Origin of the sequence: Streptomyces racemochromogenes, from assembly GCF_039535215.1 — a bacterium.
In the GTDB taxonomy this organism is placed as follows: domain Bacteria; phylum Actinomycetota; class Actinomycetes; order Streptomycetales; family Streptomycetaceae; genus Streptomyces; species Streptomyces racemochromogenes.
Genome location: NZ_BAAAWT010000001.1, coordinates 7,269,989 through 7,288,039 on the forward strand (window position 1 = coordinate 7,269,989; position 18,051 = coordinate 7,288,039).

Below are 18,051 nucleotides of genomic sequence, written 5' to 3' on the forward strand. Positions count from 1 at the left end.
GGCCGCCCCCGGATGGCAGGCTGGACCGATGCCTCCCTGGACTCCGTCGGCCGTACTGTTCGACAACCTGCGGTACCTGCTCAACGAGTGGGATCCGATCGGGGTCGCCGACCTCTCGCCGGACGAGTACGACTGCATGCTCGTCCCGTTGTTCCAGCGCCTCCACCGCGGCACCACACGGGCGGAGATCGGTGAGTTCCTCTGGTACGAGCTGGAGGACCACTTCGGGCTGGACCCCGTCGCCCGCCGGACCGACGCGATGGCCGACCGGCTGCTCGCGTGGTGGTCCGCGGTGGGCCCGTCCCCGGACACCGGTCCGACACCGGCGCCCTGACGCCCTAAGCGAGCGCGGCGACGGCTTCGACGGGACGACCGTGCCTGATCAGGATCTCCGCGAGCACGCGCGCCGCCCCCGGCTCCGTGGAAGCACCGAGCAGGTCGACCGCCTCCTGTACGCGGCCGGCCTCGCCCAGCACCCAGCCGATCGTCGTCTGCGGCTCGCTCTCGACCTCCGGCGGCAGGGCGGCGGCGTGCGCGAGGGCCTCGTCGTACAGGCCTGCTTCCGCCAGCACCCACACCCGGTTCGTGAGCAACCACCAGTCGTACTCCTCGGCGAAGGCGGGGCTGCGCTCGTCCATCAGCCTTAGCGCCTCATCCGGCCGACCCGCGTCGACGAGCAGGTGAACGGCCGACTCCAGAAGGTTGCCGTCGCCGAGGTACTCGAAAGCCGGCCGCGCCACCTCCACCGCATCGTCCAGGCGGCCCTGCCTGCCCAGGTGGGACATCAACGCTGCCCTGTGGCCACCGGCTTCGAGGAAGGCACCGGCCTCCTCGGCCCGCCCGAGCCGCTCCAGGGCCATGACGTACGGCTCCAGCGCGGACCGCCCGTGCCCGCCGACGGCCAGCTCACGCAGGGCCTCAACCCGGTCGTGACGTGCGAGGAGCCGCGCGTGGAACTCCACGGTGTTCAGGACGTAGAAGTGCCCCGCTGCGACATCCGCGGACAGGACGGCGATCGCCTCCTCGGCCCGGCCGCTCCTCTCCAGCACCTGGGCCAGGCTCTCGACGGCCCGGTCGGCGGGATGAGCCCTCGCCCCGGACTTCCTGGCCCGTCTCGCCACTTCGACCAGCGGGGTCAACAGCCCCAGCACGCGCTCGTCACGGCCCGCGCCCGCCGTGACGTCGACCAGGGCCTGCCGCAGCAACCCGCTGTCCAGACGCGGCGCAAGTACGTCAACGGCCTCGTCCACCCGCCCGGCGCTCGCCAGGATCCGGGCGTATTCCCTCCACCGGGCCTCCACGGGCTCTGCCTCGTCCGGGCGCACCAGATCCAGGGCCGGTTCCACCTGCCCCGTCGCCAGGAACACATCGGCGGCCTCCGCCCGCGCCGGCCCCCAACCCGTCCGGGCGAAGGGCTCGATCACGGCACGCGCCCGCTCGTACTCCGCCAGTCGGCACAACTCACGCACCGCGGCACGAGCACAGAACCACTTCCCGCGCTCCAGCGCGGCCTGGACCACGACATCCAGGTGGCCCCGCTCCAGGAGCATGTCGACCAGCCGCGGCGAAATACCACCCCACGTGCCCGCCTGACGGTCAAGATCTTCGGCATCCACCGCCGCAGACTACGACAGCACTCGGACCGCGGCCGCTCTGAGGCGCCGTAGGCGGCCGAAGCGGTTCTGCGCCCGGTGCACCGGGTTGAGGTACTGACCGGGGCGGACAGGCGGGCGGATGCGGCGTGCATTCCATGGTCGCGGCGGCCCGCCGGTGCCATCGTGGGAGACATGACGTGGGGGCAGCGGGGCCGGGCGCAGGACAACGCCCCAGAGGCGCTGGTCGGCAGGGAGCGGGAGCTCGGGGAGCTGCTGGCCGTGCTGGCGCCCGGCAGCGGGGCGCGGGCCGTGGTGGAGGCCGGGCTCGCCGGGGCTCGCGCTTTCGGACGCGGCCGGTGCCGAGAGCGTGCTCAACGAGGCACTCCGGCAAGGCCGGTACGCCGGCGACCCCGCGTGGTCGTCCGACGCGCTGTTCGCGCTCGGCACGGCGTACACCGGGACGGCTGACTTCGCCCGCTCTGCGGCAGCCCACTTCGAGGCCGCCGGACTGTTCCGGCAGGCCGGGAAAGAGGACTGGGCGGCGCTCGCCCTGGAGTCAGCCGAGGTCGCCCTCCGCGAAGCCGCCCGCCACCGCGGCCCGCGCGGCCTGTGGCGGCGGCTGCGCACCCGGTTCCGGCGGCGCTGACCGTCACCGCTCCCGGGCCAGGCACCCAGGTCCCGCACTTCATCGACATCGCCCGCAGCGGTGGCACCACCGAGTCAGCGACGCAACGGGTGCGACTGGACACCGTCCTTGGCCACATCCTGCCGAGGTGGTGCGGCTCTGAGCGGGCTCAGTGGCCCGAACCGCCGTAGTACCCGCCGAGCTGGTCGCGGTAGGCGGGGTCGCCCAGGTGCTTTTCCTTGTCGAACTCCGGCGCGTTCTTGATCTGCTCCTTGGTGAGCGAGACCAGGATCCGGCGCTCCTCGTTGTCGATGGCCGTCACGGTGCTGGCGGGCAGCAGGACGTCCTTGCCGAAGATCCATACGCCGGTGTCGACAACGACGTACTGGTCGGCGACCTCGTCGGAATGCTTGCCGACCTTGCCGATGTGCCCGTCGGCGGCTTCGACCCTGTACCCCGTGAGATCATCGTCCGGGCCGTGACCGGCAGTCGGAACGTAGCTCCACATTTCGTTGTTCATTCAGTACTCCTTAGTCGATACCTAGAGTGCGCAATCCAAATGCCCGCGCGAGCCGTCATGATCAACGGCTCCTGCACCTCCGCTGCCCTGTCGGAGCGCCGCCAAACAATAAACAAAAAAGGCATGTGTGCCGTCGAGCAGGATCGGGCCGGTGCCGAGCCGGCGCCGACCGTGGCGGTATTGGGGGAGTCGCGGGGCGAGGGCCGGTGCCCAGGGCTGGTGACTCCTTTGATGAAGAATGCGCATCTGGGGAAATAGAAATGATGGAACGCGCGGAATTGCGGAAGGCGCGTGTGCTGCCTGGCGACAGGGGTGTTCACTGGCGGTGGGAGTGCTGAGCGGCTATCCGCCCCTCCTCGTCGCGCCGGACGTGCAGCCGGTGTTTCCCGCTCGTGAGGGCGCGGGAAGCGAGCTGTTCAACAAGGCGGTCATCATGACTGCGGAGCCCTGCAGGACAGCAACAAAGGGGCCGGAAGCTGGCGCTGGCTGCCCGCGGCAGGCAGCCGGGGCCCCGACTGTTGCAGCAATGCCACTGGCGCACGCCACCAGCGGCTTGGTGTACTCGCTCACGGTCACGGCGGAGCATCCGCGTCACAGGCGTGCTGCATCCACTCGTGGAGGGCGGCCGCGCCGGCCCTGTGAGATGACGGCGTGGGTACGCCCTGCGAGGACGGTCAGATCCGGTGGAGTGGTGTGGAGTGCGTCCAGTGCCAGTTCACCGGGCCCCACTGCTTCTTCAGGGCAGTTCGCTGCCGGGCGTAGGTGCGCAGGGCTTCCTCGACGGTGTCGCCAAGGGCGCTGAGGTCGTCGGGCGCGGGGACGCGCAGGACGAGGTGCTGTTTGGTGTGGACGAGCAGCAGGTCACCGTTGGGGGCGCAGGCGCCGAGGGTGAAGTGGGTCAGCGGCTTGAACGGCTTGGTCTCGGTGTCCAGCTTGGCGCGGAGGACTCCGGCCTTGTTCCAGGCGTAGAGGCCATAGCGATTGAGGTGGAAGGCGCGGCCGCGGTGCGGGTCTGCGACGAGGCTGAAGTTGAAGCCGGTGAAAGGCGAGTCGCGCCACTCGTGGAGGCCGTGGAGGCGCCCGGTCATCTCGCCCTGGTCGTTGACGAGGGCGAAGACGAAGGGCTGGCCACGGCTGCCGCCCCGGAACGTCTCCGCGAAGAAGGGGACGACGAAGAGGCTGTCGGAGAGAGCCGCCGGGCGGCCGAGAGACGAGCGCTCCCACCTGGACAGGCGGTCCTCACCGGCTGCGAGCTCGGTCAGTGCGGGCCGGGGCCGATTGGTCATCCCGATCGGTGAGCCTTGGTACGTGGCATGCGGGCGGAGATCGACGGGGCTCTGGTGGGCCGGTTCGGGGTCGAGGGACGCGAGGGCGCGGATCGGCGGCTTGGAGTCGGCGGTCAGGGGGCCGTCGGCGATGCCGACGAGGTTGGTGAGGAGGTTGCCGTACCTCCACACGCCGTACTCGGCGAGCGTGCACAACAGCCGGCCCGAGGGCGTGACGCTGATCGATCCGGCGAAGGGGTCACCCTCCCCGGGCGCGAACTCCCGGTAGGGCCGCCCGTCTTTCGAGTCGTAGACAGCCAGGACCAGGCTCAGATCCGGTGCGACGAGGGTGGTCCTGTCCGGGGTCGCGGTGATGGCCAGAACCCCGTCCGGCAGGACGCACAGGCCCAGGTCCCCGCCGTCCGCCACGGCCGAGTCTCCCTTCTCTGCTCCGCCCGTACGGAAGAGGGCACTGGCAAGGACTTCGCCCTCCGCGGAATACCGCGTGATGATCCGGTAGCCGAAGTCCGCGCTCTTCGGGCCCGGTTCGTCGTCGGCGGCCCGGTACATGTGGCGGTAGAGGGTGGCCAGGGTGTACACCTCACCGTTCGACGAGCCGGCGGCATCGACGAAGCTCAGACCCCAGCCCTTCGAGTACAGCGCGGTCAGGTCGATGGCGTGGTGGTCGACCAGTGTGGTCGGCAGGGCCAGGGGGAGCGTCTGGATCATGCCCCCATCCTGCGCCACGGTACTGACACGGGGCCTCATGCTCCGGCCTTCCGCCGGGCCGCCCATCCGCTCAAGAAGGGGCAGCCGTTCGCCCGGCCGCTCGCTCGATGGGTCAGCCGGTGATCGAGAAGACGATCAAACCGTCCAAGGCATCCGCGGACCCGCGAACAGACCGGTACCGAGGGTGCCCCGTCGCCAGGACGCGCCCGGCTTCCGGACGGGCGGGAGTATCCCGGGCGAATGCCGCAGACCCCATCACCGCACAAGCCGCCCTCTGAGACGATCAACGTGATCGAACGAAGAAACATGAGGTGGGGAATATGGTCGGTCTGGTGCTGCTCGGTATCGTGGCGCTCGCCGTCGGCGGGTGCGCGTGTGTGGTGTGGGCGGAGCGCGGCGGGCCCCGGTGGGCCCGCGTCGTGGCACGGGTGACGCTTGCTGCGGGCGACCTGGTGCGTCGCTCCGAGAAGAACCGGCGCCGGAACCTGAACCGGGGCACCACCGGAGACGATTAGGCACTGTCCGGCGGATCATGTGACTGTCGGATTGCCGGCTCGTTGTTGTTGGCATGGGGCGGGGTGATCTGACGAATGCGGAGTGGGTCCGGCTGGAGCCGCACCTGCCGGTGCCGGGACGGCGTGGCGGTCGGTGGAACGATCACCGCAGGGTGATCAACGGGATCTTGTTCAGGGTCCGGACGGGCATACCGTGGCGGGACCTTCCCGAGCGTTTCGGCAGCTGGAAGACCGTCTATGAACGGCACCGGCGCTGGTCGGCGGATGGCACGTGGGACCGGATCCTGTGTGCCGTCCAGGCGGACGCCGACCTCGCTGGTCGGCTCGACTGGAGCATGGTCAGCGTCGACTCGACGTCCTGCCGGGCGCATCAGCACGCGGCCGGCGCCCGGAAGTAGAAGCCATGTGTCCCAACCCGCCCTGCCTACCGCCGAACGGACGGGAACGTGTGGTGTGTCTGGTCGCCGACCGACGGCTGGCACTGCGAGATCGCTGACGGCCTCGTCACCGCCCATCCCCTCAATAGCCACGCTGACGAACCCGAACCCCCGGCCACCGTCTGGCGCAGCTTCAAAGACGACCGCTCCTACCTCTACGACCTCCGGACCCTCGACCCCGAAGCTTGATCCGCCGGACAGTGCCTAGGCCGGGAGCCCGCATCCGCTCCCGGACGTGAAGGCGGACGACGTGCCACCCTTCGGGCGCCGGCCGACCGCGCGCATCTCGATCGTCGCGACCCGACCCGGCCCGGCCGCGCCGCGCCTTCCCGCGGTGGCCGGGCGCCTCGCGTCCCACGGCCCTCGGGGGCGGACCCTGCGGGCGATCCCGGTGGACCGGCACATCCGCGAGCAGGTGCGGATCTCGTACTCTGATCATTCCGCAGGCGGCTGCCAACGGCGGGGTTCCACCCGATCGGCTCACGGCAGCCACGCGTCAGAGCGCGTGCACGGGGCAGGCGGGAAGCATCGCCCACCATGCTCCTCCCCAGGATTGGATCCCGTGGAGATCACCCCTTGCCCCGGCGCGGCCCGCCGCGACGCCCGCTGGTCCACGTTCGTCCGCCAGTACCTCCCCCATCTGTCCCAGCCGCTCACGGTGCCGGTGACCTTCACCTACCGGTCGAACGACCCGTTGTGCGTGAAAGCCGTCTTCCACTGCCGGCAGGACATCACCTGGATCCTGGGACGCGACATGCTCGCGGCCGCCACCCGTTCACTCATCGGCAGCAGCGACGTCATCGGCTGGCCCGACCCGGTCGACGACCGCCGGCTGTGGTTGCGCCTGGGACCCCACCCTGATCACGCCCTGCTCGGTCTCGACCGCGCACAGCTGATCGCGTGGCTGCAGGTCACCTACACCCTCGTCCCCCCGGGTACGGAGGAGGAGCACATGGACTGGACCCCCATCCATCGGCTCCTGACCTGCTGAGCACGGCCGTGATCAGCGACGCAGCCGTTCGGCCCGACATCGAGGCGGCCCGGCTCGATCCCCGGACCGCCTTGGGCGTGCCGCCTGCGTGGTACGTGCGGCGCGGGCCGCGCGCCTGCATGCTGGAGGCAGGTGTGGTGGGCTTACGTGTCCTGCCCGGGCTCTTTGGAGGCTTGTGGATGTTGATCACCCATGCGCTCGACCGCGGCACCCTCACGGTGAAGGTCCTCCACGGCCTGGACATCACCAACCGGGCAGCGGTGGCCTTCCAGATCGAAGCGCTCGTCACCACCCACCACCCGGAGCAGGTCGTCCTCGAACTGCCCGCCGGTGAACCGGGGCCGGCCACGCTCAGCGCCATGGCTCGTACGCAGCGGATGTGCCGCAGTCTGGACATCGCGTTCACCGTCACCGGCGCCCCCGCCCACACCCAGGAGGCCGACAGCCAGGCTCCCGAGCGGCTGGCCACGGGAGCGCGCCGCGACCGCTGACCCCGTTGGGCGCAACCGTCGCTGCCACGATCCGCGCCCGAACTGCCGGAGGAAGACGCCGTCAGCTCCGGAGCATGGCGGGACGGGACGGTCGGCTTACCGCTCCCCCCCCGTGGTACGGCGACGCCGGCCCGGGAAGCAGTCCCCCGACTTCCCGGGCCCACCGCGGGTCGGCGTCCGCTCTGCTGCGCCCGCTGCCCCCGGCGGTCCGTCGCCGGCCGCGAAGAGCGGGACGTTGACGGCGTCGGCCTTGCCCGCCGCGCTGGACGCGGCTGAGGGAGCCCGAAGCGATCCGGTCCGAGCCGCGAATCCACTCTCCGCAAGCGCGGGCGCGCCGACTGCTCGGCGATCACCGTACCCGGGTCCCGTTCAGGACCGGGACTGGAGTCCCATACCTCCTCCGAGCGGCGGTGAGGCCAGCCCCGGGCCGATGGGGGGCGGGACGGATGGTCTGCGGCAGACCCGCGCGGCGAGAGTGGGCCCCATGAACACGCACAAGGCATCGCTCGCCATTCTGCTCGTCCCGCTCGTTGCCACCCTGGCCGCCGCCCCGGCTGCCTCCGCCGCGCCCCTGCCCACCCCGGCCACCGCTTCGGCTCCCGTCGGCACGGCCTCGTCTGCCGGCCCGCAGCAGGCCACCGCCCCCGCCTTCCGCTCACCCGAGGCAGCCCTCGGCCGGGTGGCCCACCCACTGCACGGCACCGATCCCCGAAGCGGCCTGTCCGACCTCCGCCCGTTCGGCCGGATGGTCGGCGACGCCCAGGTGGTGGGCGTGGGCGAGGCCACCCACAGCTCGCGAGCTGACGCTCGGGGACAAAGCCCCACCTCACTCCGTCCCGTGTGACGGAGTGAGGGCGAGCCTGCCCGTCCAGGATCCCCCGGACGTCCTGCCGGTCGACATCACGGCGGCAGCCGGAGCCACGGGAATGGTCGCCTGGCAGATCACCGCCGTCTCTTCCTGACACGCCTGCCCCACGGTTCCTGCCCGCCCCCAGACCAGCGGCGGGCAGGAACCATCCGGCGTAAGGAGTCAGGTGGCCGCAGCCGGGCCCTCGCCCTCGATGACGTGCATGGCCGCTTCCTCGGCGCTCGCCGCGCCTCCGTCGATGCCCTCGTCCCGGGCGATCAGCTCCTTGGTGGTGTCGCTACGGACGCCCTCGTCCGGCGCGCTGAGACGCCCGGCGCGTTCGCCACCCACCTCGTCATCGATCAGCTCCCCCTCTCCACCCGGCAGGTCCCCCAGGCCGTCGCCACCGAGCTCGGCCACGTCCGGTACCTCCTGGGACAGCCTTTGGTCCAGGGATTCTCCGGCCTGCTGCTCCTCGGCTGTCGTGCCGTACTTGTCGACGCCCAACGGCTTCTCCGGAGGGGAGTAACCCTCGTCCAGCATGTCGTCGTAGGTGCGCTCGTCCACCGCGTTCTGGAGGTCCAGGGGCGCCGCGTCCTCTTGTTCCTCGTTGGTGCCCGTGGGCTGGTAGGCGTCGTCCGCCATCTGCTTCTCACTCATCAGCGCTCCTTTCCCTTGTTGCCAGGACGCGGCCGGTGGGTACGGCGATCCAGCCGTGACACCACGGCGTCGATGTCCTGCTCCGTCGGCGTGCCGGACGACCATGTCGCGGCCGGCTCACGGCCGGAGACGATCTCACCCCCTGAGGCGGCTGCCCGCAGCACGGCTGCCGAAACCGTCGCGGTTCGGCGCTCCTGGGCCCGGCGCACGATCAGGAGCCTGAGCGGTAACGCTGCGAGTTCGTCCGGTGACCCCCGCCGCACCGGACCGGTCACAGCGATGACCGTGGCGGCCGTCAGCACCGCAGTGACCTGCGCGGAAGCTCCTACAGCCCGTACAGCCCGTACAGCCCGGCCGGCGGGCCCGGTGGCCGCCCTGCGGTCCGAGGAGGAGACTTTTGAGGAGAATGCCGGCACATCTCCACATCGGGTGGAGGAGTGATCACCATGACAGAGCCGCTGGGCCCGCCACTGACCATCGTCCACCCCGGCGAGGGAAACGAGGCCGATCTCGGCCCGATCGGGGTCGCCTTCAAGCTCTGGGGAGCCGACACCAACGGCTCGGTCTCCGTCGTCGAGCACCCCTTCCCCATCGGGGCGTTGGTGCCGCCGCACCTGCACACCCTGGAGGACGAGTACTCGATCGTCACCGAGGGCGAGATCGGCTTCCGGTCCGGAGACCGCGAGGTCGTCCTGGGCGCCGGCGGTTACATCACCAAGCCGCGCGGGGAACTGCACGCGATGTGGAACGCCGGTCCTGTCCCGGCCCGGATGATCGAGATCATCAGTCCGGCCGGCTTCGAGCACTTCTTCCGCGAGCTGGCCGAGATGCTCGCCGACGGCCCTCCGCCGACCGAGAACGCCATACCCGCGCTCGCCGCCAAGTACGGGCTCCAGTTCGGGCAACCCGACTGGCTGCCCGACGTCATCGCCCGGTACGCCCTGACCCCGCCGTCCACCCCCTGAGGGCCAGCCGGCGCCCATCCCGTACCCGAGCAGCCGCTCCGGGGCGGCGTGGGCCGTCGGCCGGCCTGGGCTCCGATCCAGACCCGGGTGCGCTTCGTCCGTCAGCGGGACGCACCCCTCGGCGCGTCCACGGCGGCTTCCCCGGCGCTGGTACGACCGCCCAGCACCCACACCCACGGCGTTGCCGGGGCCGCCGCCATGCCGGTGGGCTTGCGGTGGCTGGGCACCTGGTCCAGGGCGACGCCGGGTTGGGGCGCAGCTTCGCGGAAGTGACTCCGCCCGAGCTCGCTGGGATGCCGCGCACAGGGGCTCGCGCCGGCTCAGTAGCGCGTGGTGGCCCGGCGGCACCGGACGAACAGCCCGGTAGAGACGGGCGTGGGCCTTGCGGATTGCGGGGTCGATGGGGCAGCTCATCGGTGGGTGCACAGGCGCGCGCCGACTGATCGAGAAGCTGGCGCCGCAGTACGGTCGTGCCGGCCGCGGCAGGGGCTTGGGCGAGTTCGGCGTAGGCCTGCTGCCACGCCCTTCGGAGTCGGGTCCTCGGGGAACACACCCGCGGCGATGGTCGCGCTCGAAGCGGAGCTTGGCCTCGCCGAAGATGCGCGCCACCGGACCGCTAGGCACCAACAACGGGGAACACGGGCGCTGACTCATCGCCGGAAGGGGACCGCATTCCACCCGGTCCGACGCCGCACGTCGCTCAAGCGGCGTCATCCCTGGCGAGCCACCGCTTCGAGGACGAACCCGTGGCCGGCCGGGTCGGCGTAGCGGCGCAGGGTGGTCCGGCTGCCGGACGCGGCGCCGTCGTCCTCCGCGGCCACCGGGCGGGCGCCGAGGGACACGGCCTCGCGTTCGGCCTCGTCGAGGGCATCCGGGGCGACCAGGATGCTCAGGTGCGCCTGGTGCGAGCCTTCCGGGAGCGGCCAGCTGGGCGGCGCGTGGTGGGGATCGCGGCGCACGCCGAGGACGACGCCCTCGGAGCCGGTGACGAGGATGAGGTCCCCGTCCCCCGGAGCCGGGCCTACCGTGGCGCCGAGCAGGTCGGCGTAGAAGTGTGCGAGCAACTCGGGCTCGGCGCTGTCGAGGACGAGCACGGTCGTCTTGGGTACGGTCATGTACCCCGTGTGCCCTCTGTCGGCTTCCGTACGCGGGGAGTTGACGGCCGACAGACCGTCACAGCATGCCTCCCGGGCCGGTCGGCAGTGACGCCGCTGACACGGTCCGCCGGGCGCCGACGGGCCTCGTGAGGGGGGCTGGGTGGGTCTGCGCGAGCCGGTCGCGGTGCGCCTTACGACGTGCGGCGTGCACGCTGCGCCGCGCCAGGCACAGCTCGCCCGCCGCGACGTGGCAGGTCGGGCACGCCTCGCCGAACGCGCCCTGCCTGAAGCGGCGGTGCGTCTCGTAGACGGCGTCCAGCATCGCGTCGAGCGCCGAGTGCGGGACGGCGGCGGACTTGCGGGTGGCCGTACGCGCGGACCGGCGAGGGGCGGCCAGGGCCGCGGCGGTGCTCATGGCAGGAGATCTCCTCGGGCGACGGGTACGCGGGCCGCGCGGGCCCTCGCACTCCCTGGGCGGAAGGGGCAGTGGTCCTCCCCTTCCCGCGTAGGCGCAGCTCAGACACCGTCCCGGCGCGATGTTCCCGAAGCGGCGCCGCCGGGCGGCCTCGGTCATGGGCCGCGGCCGGTCCCGCCTTCCGCCCCGCCCGCACCACCGCGCCCGCAGGACGGGCCGCTGTGCTCCCACGGCGCGGTTGACCAGAACCCCTCGACCCCGGCGTCCCCCTGGACGCGCTCACGTTGGAGGCCTGCCTCACCCGCCTCGCCCGCCACGGCGACCGGTCAGCGGCTCCCGGTCATCGGAACGCTCCCCCAAGCCGCCAGGCCGCCAGGCGCCTCAGGGCCGGCCGACGGCCGGGCGTGCCCGGCCCCGCAGCCGCCGCAGGACGACGCCCACGACGAGCAGCAGCACACACGTGCCCGCCGCCGCGTGCACGAGGAGCGCGTCGAGGCGGTCCGCCGCCAGGTAGGCGCCGACGGCCAGCGCCACCAGCGCGCACACGCCGCGGTCGACGATGGACTCCACCGACAGCAGCGTCGCCCGGTAGGGAGTCGGCGGGATGGCCCCGTTGATCAGGTTGCGCTGTACCGGGTACGCGAGGCCCGCCGCAGCGGCGAACACGCACAGCCACAGGACCGTGCCCGGGCCCCCGGCCAGCGTGGTGGCCGCGAGCGTGAGGGCCATGACCACACTGAGGACGGTCACGGCCGTGGTGTCGGAGAGCCTGTTGCGCAGCCAGCCGGTCCGCGCCGATCCGACGGCCTCCGCGACCGTCATCGCCGACAGGACCGCACCGTGGTCGGCGACGGGGAGGTCCTTCTCGAGGAGCAGCGGCTGGAAGAGGTTGACCTGGCAGATGCGGGCGAGCGTGAACACGGCCACCCCCTGCACCATCAACGGCCCGAGCGACCGCGACGTGGCGAGCACCCTCGCCGCCTGGCGGGCCGAACCGAGGAGCCCGGCGCGCTCCGCCGGCGGGTGGGCGCCCCGGCCGGGCGCACCGATCGCCGGGAGGCCCGCAGCGCACACCAGCGAACCGAGCGCGCACAGGGCGGTCAGCACGTACGGGGCCTCGTGCCGGACGTGCATCAGGACGCCGACCAGCGGCCAGCAGGCGATCTTCGCCCAGAGGCCGAGGGCCCGGGCCGTGCCCTCGGCCTGTACGTAGTGCTCGTCCGCGCCGTGCTCGTGCAGGTACTCGTACAGGTAGGCGCTGGAGGCCCCGGACACCAGGGAGCGGGCGGCGGCGATGGCCAGGAAGTGCGCCATGAAGCCCGCGAAGGACGGCGAGGCGACCGGCAGGAGGTTCGCGGCCGTCATCACGGCCGCCCCGAGCTGCATGCAGCGGCGCTGTCCGATGCGGTCGGCGATGAAGCCGGTGGGTATCTCCAGCAGGCAGAACGCCACGTAGTAGACGCTCTGGATGCCGAAGATCTGGCTGTCCGTGAGGCCTGCCTGCCGCTGGTACTGGTAGAAGACGGGCATCCACCACAGCAGGTTGAACAACAGCTGGAAACCGTTGTTCAGCCGGATGACGCGGAGCACCGCGGCGGGCGGACGGACGCGGCGCATCCCGCGCGTGCGCAGGGCGAGGGGCATGGATGACCTTCGGCTTACCTTGGGGTGGGCCGGTACGCGGATACGTAGGGACGGGGTCAGGCGCTGTACGGGCGCAGCTGGAGGATGTGCAGGGAGCCGTCCGGTGCGAGCAGCCATTCGAGGTCGAGCGGCCCTGCGAAGGTGTAGTCCGTGGCGAAGTGGGACTGGAGCAGCCGGCCGGCCAGCGCCAGCCGGCCCAGGTGCTCGCGGGTCTCCTGCGGCAGGTCCTCGGTGGCCGTGCCCAGCGAGACCGTGCGGCCGCCGCCCTCGACCGTGTTGTACAGGTACTGCAGGGGCAGCATCCGGCCGTCGACGACATCGGCCGTGGAGCCGTGCGCGCAGTTGAGGTACACGTTGCGGAAGTCGGCCCGGTTGGTCGGGTTGCAGGTGACCATGACGCCTCCGATCGGGGACGGCTCGTAGCGCTGGACGATCACCCCCATGTACGTGTCGTCCAGCGAGAGGCCGGCCTGGTGGCGCAGCCGCACGCTGCGCGGCGAGAGCAGCGAGGCCCACACCCCGCGGACGGCGTCCAGCAGCCCCGGCAGGTCGGTGACCTTGGTGTGGGACTCGTAGACCCCGGCCGCGGAGAAGCCCGGCAGGTCCTCGGCGTTGGAGGAGGACCGCACGGCGAAGCGGCCCGTACCCGCCAGGTGCTCGACCAGCTGCGTGTCCAGGGCGCGCACCAGGTCCTCGGGCACCGGGAGGGTGCGCACCAGGTGCTGCAGTTGCAGGCAGACCGAGTCCGCGACGTCCAGGGCGTCCAGCTCCAGGGCCATCTTCAGCTTGCCGATGCTCTGCTGCACGGCCGGTGAGGAGTCCAGGAAGCGCTGCTGCACGGAGAAGGGCACGGCGATGCCCGCGGGGGCCTGGACGTGCCGGGTGAGGAACTCGCCCGCGTGCTCGGCGAGATCGCCGTCGGCCTCCCCGGGCCTTCCCAGCCGGGCGGCCAGGTGGCCGAGGAGGTCGGCCCGGGGCGGCCGGGGCACGGAGTAGTAGCCGGTGAGCCGGGCCGATCCGTGGCGCAGCACGTGGTGCAGTTCCCCGAGGTTGGCCGCCTTGGTGCCGTAGCGGTTGCGGTCGCCGGCCCGCAGCGCGGACAGCGGCACCAGCGGTACGTCCGTGACCTGCGGGGTGTCCAGGCGGACCCGCTGGGTGTGCCAGGTCGGTTCGGCGAGGTCCGAGGGCTCGTCGACGCGCTCGATGGTGAAGGCGTCGGCGGTGACCTCGTAGCGGACCCAGGCACCGTCCAGCTTCTCGTCGGCGATCGTGTCGAGCACCCCGCGGACGATGGCGTTGGGGATGCCCCAGCCGGCCGCCAGCATGTTGGTGTGCGACAGCGGAGTGGTGGGCCGGGCGTTGACCAGGCCGGCGACCCGGGGGATGTCGTCGGGGACCACCGGCATGGCGACGATGTCGTACCAGGTCAGGTCCGCGCGGGACGCCAGGTACTCCTCGCCGGAGGCGAAGGCCCGGAGCCGGCCGGTGGCCGAGGCGAGCGTCAAGGGCACGAAGGGCGCGGTCGCCAGGAGCGCGTGGCCGCGGGCCCGGGGCACCACGGTCTCCGGCACCGCCGCCAGGGCGTTCTCCTGCCCGTGGTTGGCCGGCTTCACCAGCAGCTCCAGCGCGGGATCGAGGTGGGCCCGTACGAAGGCGTGGAACTCGACCAGCAGCTCCGCGCCCATCGTGTCGGCCTCGGTGGTCTCCAGGACCATGAAGGGCTCGTCCCGCTCCGGGCCGCCCCGGGAGTGCAGCGACAGGACGCCGAGCAGGAAGCGCCGCCGGGGGTCCTGGTAGACCTCGTGGTTGAAGCGGTCGAGGTCGGCGTCGAGCTGGTCGAGGGTCAGCCCCAGGATCTCGGTGGCTGTGTAGTTGACGTGGAAGGAGTGCACGGCGCTGTCGAGGACGTGCCAGCGCTCCTGCTCGCGGTCCACGACGACCTTCACGTACGGGTGCCCGCCCAGTACCCCGGCCAGCTGCTCGAACAGCGGGAGCGTGAGCAGGGCGTCCACGGCGGCGCCCCGCGGGGCCGGCGCGTCGGTGGCGGCTGCGGCGTCGGTCATGCGGGGCTCCCGGGCGTCGAACGGCCGGCGGAGGGGGAGGGAGGCCGGGTGGTGAGGGCGTCGGGCAGGGCTGCCACGATGCGGCCGCAGTCGGCCAGCAGCCGCGGCGCGGACTCGGCGGTGATGAAGCACAGCGCGGCCATGGAGTTGGCGCCGCCGGCCTCCTCGTACGGCGGGACCGGGCTGCCCGGCGCGAGGCTGTGCTCGCGCACCAGCTCCACGCGGGAGCCCGGTGCGATGAGGGCGGGCCAGTCGACCGCCTCGAAGTCCCAGGCCGGCAGGGTGGTCCAGGGCCGGCCTCCGGCGTCGACGGCGAGGACGACGAGGGACCCGGCGGCGCCCTCGCCCTCGGTCAGCATCCGGTCCGGGTAGTCGACGTCCCGGCCGAGCAGCTCGCGTACCAGCATGCCGATCATGTCGAGCCCGAAGACCGCCTCCACCTGCCGGGTGGTCATCACCCCGCCGAAGCGGGCGGCGGTCTCGATCAGCCACATGGCCCCGTCCGCGCCCAGTTTGACTTCGGTGTGGGTGGCGCAGGTGTCGAGCCCGAGCGCGTCGACGGCGGCGCGCGACACCTCCTCGACGCGGCGCTGCAACGCCTGCGGGAGGGCGGCCGGAGCCAGGCTCGCCCGCTCGGTGAAGGGGGCGACGGTCGGCATCCGCCCGGTGATGCACAGCGGGTGGTAGCGGCCGCCGGCGACGATCCCCTCCACGCTGACGTAGTCGCCCCACCCGTCCCCCTCGAACCAGTCGCGGGCCCTGCCCGTCACGATCTCCTCCAGCAGGAAGTCGCTGACGCCCGCGTCCGCCGCGTGCAGTTCGGCATACCCCTGCGAGGAGGAGGCCTCCATGACGGAACGCCCGGTCTTACAGGCGGCCTCGGCCTCCTGCTCGTTCCACACGGTGAGGTGGCCGGTGGAACCCGCGCTCCACGCCGCCTTCAGCAGGAGCGGCGGCCGCAGGGTCTCGAAGGCGGCCGTGATGTCATCCGGGGAGTGGACCTCCGTGAACCCCGGCACGGGGACTCCGGCATCCCGCCAGATCCGGCGCATCAGGCGCTTGTCCCGCGCCCCCGCCACCCGTTCGCCGGCGCCGCGCAGACCGAGCCGCAGGCTCGCGTGGGCGACGGCCACCACCGCGTACTCCGACAGGGTCAGCACCGCCCCGGCGCCGACGCGGCGGGCGTGGGAACAGATCAGATCGACCAGTTCCACCCCCTCGCCCGGCGGGACGGTGGTGACCGACGCGCACCCCGGCAGCCACGCCGACTCGGTGGTCCGGGGTAACGGCGCGAGGGCCAGGACATGCACCTCGGCGTGGGCGGCCATGCGCGGGACCGCGTACTCCAGGGGAGGGCCGCCCTTGGCATGGACGAAGAGGATCGGGGTCATGGTTCTCCCGGGTCGAGGAAGACGCCGTGTGGTGCGACGGCGTCGTCGGCGGACGATCCGTACGCGGTGTCACCTCCTACGGGCCAGGGGGCATCCCGACCGCGACGGATACGGCGGACGCACAGGCGTACGCCTACTCGGTGAGGCGTCCGCCAAACCGCCGCAGGCGCCAAGTGGGTCCTGGGCGAGGGTGTTTCGGCCATCCGCGAGCCATCCCCGCCGCACCGGGCACCGGACGCCGCCGCGTGCTCTGCCCGGGCGACGTCCGCCCCGTTCCGGCGCGCCGGGAGCCCGGCCGGGGGAGGGGTGGGTGACGATGCGCGCAACCCCGCGGGCGGTGCGCCCGGCACACGCAGAGAGGCCCCCCCCGTGTCACCTGAGGAGAACAAGAAGCTGGTTCGCCGGTTCTACCGCGAGATCGACGCGGGGAACCTCGACGCCATGGACGACCTGGTGGCCGAGGACTACCTCGACCACTCGCCTCCGCCGTTCCCCGGGCTCGCACAGGGGCGCGAGGGCCTGAAGCAGGCGTTCCGGCTCTTCTGGGAGGCCACCCCCGGAACGCACGACATCGAGGACCAGATCGCGGAGGGCGACAAGGTCGTGACCCGGCTGACGGCCCACGGGGTGCACCGGGGCGACCTCCCGGGCATCCCCGCCACCGGCGCGCCGCTGACCATGACTGGCACCGTGATCCACCGCATCGAGAACGGCAGGCTCGCGGAGAAGTGGTCGGACAAGGATGTCCTGGGGTTCCTCCAACAGCTGGGCGTCGTCCCCGACCTGCACTAGGCCGTTGCGCAGTGCGAAAGTGGGCACCTCCGGGGCGGGGGGCACCCGAGGGAACCGCGCGTTGGCCCAGGTCGATCATTACGCCCCCCCGTACGCCTGGCGAAAGCGGCATCCGTCCTCTGGGGAGCGCCCTCGCCGTGCATGATGGGTCAGGCGGCCGTCGCCACGGACGTCAGCCAGGCGTTCCAGTCGCTTTCGTGGTCCAGCGAGGTGAGGAAGGAACGGGCGGCGGTCCAGTTCCCGTTGCGGTAGTGGCCGAGTACGGTCGCGACGTCGGCGGGGTGCTTCTCGACCATGTAGCGGGCCGCGAGGTAGCCCCAGTTGTAGGTGCGGTTGACGTCGCTGTTGGCGTAGGTGGTGTCGAACAGCGTGCGCAGGGAGTACGTGTGCTTGCCGGCCTCGGCCAGGGCGTTGGAGTAGGTGACGCCCCGGTAGGAGTAGGAGACGTACTCCGCGATGCCCTCGCCCCACCACACGGTGGGGGTGGACTGGCTGGCGTCGAAGTCCCCGTGCAGGTCGAAGCGGCCGTCGAGGTAGTGGGTGTACTCGTGGTTGAGGTTCCAGATCTGCCAGCCGGGGGTCACGTCCGTGCGCTCGTAGCAGATGAACCGCGGCTGGTTGCCCGTCCGCGAGGGGTCCCCCTCGAGGTACATGCCGCCGTTGTCGGTGTCGATGCCGTAGATCCGCCCCGCGTAGGCCTTGTAGTCGGCGCTCGAGTTGAACACGTCGACTTCCAGGGTGGTGTTGTGGTCGTCGGCGACCGGCCCGGAGTCCTTCACCACGCTGTGGAAGTAGGCGTCCTGGTTCGCCAGGCTGGCGCAGGTCGCCGTCAGCTGGGCGGCGGTCATCTCCTGGGCGCGTATGCGCAGTGAGGGGCTGCAGTTGTGGACGATCGGCAGGATGCGCGATTCCAGTTTGCCGCCGGTCGTTCCGGTCGCACCGGAGGCACCTTTCGCGATGCCGTGGGCCGGCCGCTGGCCAAGGTCCGAGAACGGGTGGTCCGGCGTGG

17 protein-coding genes and 2 pseudogenes are annotated in these 18,051 nt (G+C 71.9%); 9 read left to right on the top strand and 10 right to left on the bottom strand.

What is annotated here, in order from left to right; translation table 11 throughout:
* Positions 1 to 28: 28 nt before the first annotated feature.
* Entirely contained in the window at positions 29 to 334 is a 306-nt protein-coding gene (locus tag ABD973_RS33820) for a hypothetical protein (RefSeq protein WP_125819648.1), read from the top strand.
* A gap of 4 nt (positions 335 to 338) precedes the next feature.
* Here ABD973_RS33820 and ABD973_RS33825 read toward each other — a convergent pair whose 3' ends face one another.
* Positions 339 to 1,616: a serine/threonine-protein kinase gene (locus ABD973_RS33825; protein ID WP_345504126.1), complete on the bottom strand. Its 1,278-nt coding sequence runs from the start codon at positions 1,614 to 1,616 to the stop codon at positions 339 to 341.
* A gap of 346 nt (positions 1,617 to 1,962) precedes the next feature.
* On the opposite strand from ABD973_RS33825, the gene ABD973_RS33830 reads away from it, so the two are divergent.
* Complete coding sequence (locus ABD973_RS33830; protein ID WP_345504128.1) at positions 1,963 to 2,241, top strand: hypothetical protein; 279 nt, start codon at positions 1,963 to 1,965, stop codon at positions 2,239 to 2,241.
* A 148-nt stretch (positions 2,242 to 2,389) separates the two neighbouring features.
* On the opposite strand, the gene ABD973_RS33835 is transcribed toward ABD973_RS33830, so the two are convergent.
* Both ABD973_RS33835 and ABD973_RS33840 read right to left on the bottom strand, forming a co-directional pair.
* On the bottom strand, positions 2,390 to 2,740 hold the full coding sequence (locus ABD973_RS33835; protein WP_345504130.1) for a PRC-barrel domain-containing protein: 351 nt from the start codon (positions 2,738 to 2,740) through the stop codon (positions 2,390 to 2,392).
* Positions 2,741 to 3,414: 674 nt separating this feature from the next.
* A complete protein-coding gene (locus tag ABD973_RS33840; protein ID WP_345504132.1) occupies positions 3,415 to 4,734 on the bottom strand; it encodes a hypothetical protein in 1,320 nt (439 codons plus the stop codon).
* 320 nt (positions 4,735 to 5,054) lie between these two features.
* Here ABD973_RS33840 and ABD973_RS33845 point away from each other — a divergent pair, with 320 nt between their 5' ends.
* From ABD973_RS33845 to ABD973_RS33865, 5 genes and pseudogenes are all read left to right on the top strand, one after another.
* Positions 5,055 to 5,249 (top strand): hypothetical protein, encoded by a 195-nt coding sequence (locus ABD973_RS33845; protein ID WP_125819641.1) that lies wholly within the window; start codon positions 5,055 to 5,057, stop codon positions 5,247 to 5,249.
* Between the two features lie 53 nt (positions 5,250 to 5,302).
* Positions 5,303 to 5,644: pseudogene (locus ABD973_RS33850) on the top strand (IS5 family transposase); the annotation flags it as partial.
* A 604-nt stretch (positions 5,645 to 6,248) separates the two neighbouring features.
* A complete protein-coding gene (locus ABD973_RS33855; protein ID WP_345504134.1) occupies positions 6,249 to 6,677 on the top strand; it encodes an SsgA family sporulation/cell division regulator in 429 nt (142 codons plus the stop codon).
* A gap of 179 nt (positions 6,678 to 6,856) precedes the next feature.
* Entirely contained in the window at positions 6,857 to 7,168 is a 312-nt protein-coding gene (locus ABD973_RS33860) for a hypothetical protein (RefSeq protein WP_125819638.1), read from the top strand.
* 484 nt (positions 7,169 to 7,652) lie between these two features.
* Entirely contained in the window at positions 7,653 to 8,012 is a 360-nt protein-coding gene (locus tag ABD973_RS33865) for a hypothetical protein (RefSeq protein ID WP_345504136.1), read from the top strand.
* Positions 8,013 to 8,198: 186 nt separating this feature from the next.
* On the opposite strand, the gene ABD973_RS33870 is transcribed toward ABD973_RS33865, so the two are convergent.
* Positions 8,199 to 8,675 carry a DUF5709 domain-containing protein gene (locus tag ABD973_RS33870; protein WP_125819635.1) on the bottom strand — a complete coding sequence of 159 codons (477 nt, stop codon included), beginning with the start codon at positions 8,673 to 8,675 and terminating at the stop codon, positions 8,199 to 8,201.
* Between the two features lie 446 nt (positions 8,676 to 9,121).
* On the opposite strand from ABD973_RS33870, the gene ABD973_RS33875 reads away from it, so the two are divergent.
* Entirely contained in the window at positions 9,122 to 9,640 is a 519-nt protein-coding gene (locus tag ABD973_RS33875) for a cupin domain-containing protein (protein ID WP_345504138.1), read from the top strand.
* A 710-nt stretch (positions 9,641 to 10,350) separates the two neighbouring features.
* Here ABD973_RS33875 and ABD973_RS33880 read toward each other — a convergent pair.
* The 5 genes from ABD973_RS33880 to ABD973_RS33900 form a co-directional block, all read right to left on the bottom strand.
* Positions 10,351 to 10,755: a VOC family protein gene (locus ABD973_RS33880; RefSeq protein WP_345504140.1), complete on the bottom strand. Its 405-nt coding sequence runs from the start codon at positions 10,753 to 10,755 to the stop codon at positions 10,351 to 10,353.
* A 58-nt stretch (positions 10,756 to 10,813) separates the two neighbouring features.
* On the bottom strand, positions 10,814 to 11,152 hold the full coding sequence (locus ABD973_RS33885) for a hypothetical protein (protein WP_345504142.1): 339 nt from the start codon (positions 11,150 to 11,152) through the stop codon (positions 10,814 to 10,816).
* Positions 11,153 to 11,533: 381 nt separating this feature from the next.
* Complete coding sequence (locus ABD973_RS33890) at positions 11,534 to 12,796, bottom strand: MFS transporter (RefSeq protein ID WP_345504144.1); 1,263 nt, start codon at positions 12,794 to 12,796, stop codon at positions 11,534 to 11,536.
* A gap of 56 nt (positions 12,797 to 12,852) precedes the next feature.
* Entirely contained in the window at positions 12,853 to 14,859 is a 2,007-nt protein-coding gene (locus tag ABD973_RS33895; RefSeq protein WP_345504145.1) for a PEP/pyruvate-binding domain-containing protein, read from the bottom strand.
* Entirely contained in the window at positions 14,856 to 16,250 is a 1,395-nt protein-coding gene (locus ABD973_RS33900) for an ATP-grasp domain-containing protein (RefSeq protein ID WP_345504147.1), read from the bottom strand. Before ABD973_RS33900 ends, ABD973_RS33895 begins: the two co-directional genes overlap by 4 nt.
* Before the next feature lie 369 nt (positions 16,251 to 16,619).
* Here ABD973_RS33900 and ABD973_RS33905 point away from each other — a divergent pair, with 369 nt between their 5' ends.
* Positions 16,620 to 17,042 carry an ester cyclase gene (locus tag ABD973_RS33905; RefSeq protein WP_125819631.1) on the top strand — a complete coding sequence of 141 codons (423 nt, stop codon included), beginning with the start codon at positions 16,620 to 16,622 and terminating at the stop codon, positions 17,040 to 17,042.
* 161 nt (positions 17,043 to 17,203) lie between these two features.
* Here the strand turns inward: ABD973_RS33905 and ABD973_RS33910 are convergent.
* Positions 17,204 to 17,959, bottom strand: a pseudogene (locus ABD973_RS33910) (collagenase); the annotation flags it as partial.
* Positions 17,960 to 18,051: the final 92 nt, after the last annotated feature.

Bases quoted from the DNA above. Each gene is read 5' to 3' on its own strand.
- ABD973_RS33820 (WP_125819648.1), top strand. From the start codon at position 29: ATGCCTCCCTGGACTCCGTCGGCCGTACTGTTCGACAACCTGCGGTAC.
- ABD973_RS33835 (WP_345504130.1), bottom strand. From the start codon at position 2,740: ATGAACAACGAAATGTGGAGCTACGTTCCGACTGCCGGTCACGGCCCG.
- ABD973_RS33840 (WP_345504132.1), bottom strand. From the start codon at position 4,734: ATGATCCAGACGCTCCCCCTGGCCCTGCCGACCACACTGGTCGACCAC.
- ABD973_RS33845 (WP_125819641.1), top strand. From the start codon at position 5,055: ATGGTCGGTCTGGTGCTGCTCGGTATCGTGGCGCTCGCCGTCGGCGGG.
- ABD973_RS33860 (WP_125819638.1), top strand. From the start codon at position 6,857: ATGTTGATCACCCATGCGCTCGACCGCGGCACCCTCACGGTGAAGGTC.
- ABD973_RS33865 (WP_345504136.1), top strand. From the start codon at position 7,653: ATGAACACGCACAAGGCATCGCTCGCCATTCTGCTCGTCCCGCTCGTT.
- ABD973_RS33870 (WP_125819635.1), bottom strand. From the start codon at position 8,675: ATGAGTGAGAAGCAGATGGCGGACGACGCCTACCAGCCCACGGGCACC.
- ABD973_RS33875 (WP_345504138.1), top strand. From the start codon at position 9,122: ATGACAGAGCCGCTGGGCCCGCCACTGACCATCGTCCACCCCGGCGAG.
- ABD973_RS33880 (WP_345504140.1), bottom strand. From the start codon at position 10,755: ATGACCGTACCCAAGACGACCGTGCTCGTCCTCGACAGCGCCGAGCCC.
- ABD973_RS33885 (WP_345504142.1), bottom strand. From the start codon at position 11,152: ATGAGCACCGCCGCGGCCCTGGCCGCCCCTCGCCGGTCCGCGCGTACG.
- ABD973_RS33890 (WP_345504144.1), bottom strand. From the start codon at position 12,796: ATGCCCCTCGCCCTGCGCACGCGCGGGATGCGCCGCGTCCGTCCGCCC.
- ABD973_RS33895 (WP_345504145.1), bottom strand. From the start codon at position 14,859: ATGACCGACGCCGCAGCCGCCACCGACGCGCCGGCCCCGCGGGGCGCC.
- ABD973_RS33900 (WP_345504147.1), bottom strand. From the start codon at position 16,250: ATGACCCCGATCCTCTTCGTCCATGCCAAGGGCGGCCCTCCCCTGGAG.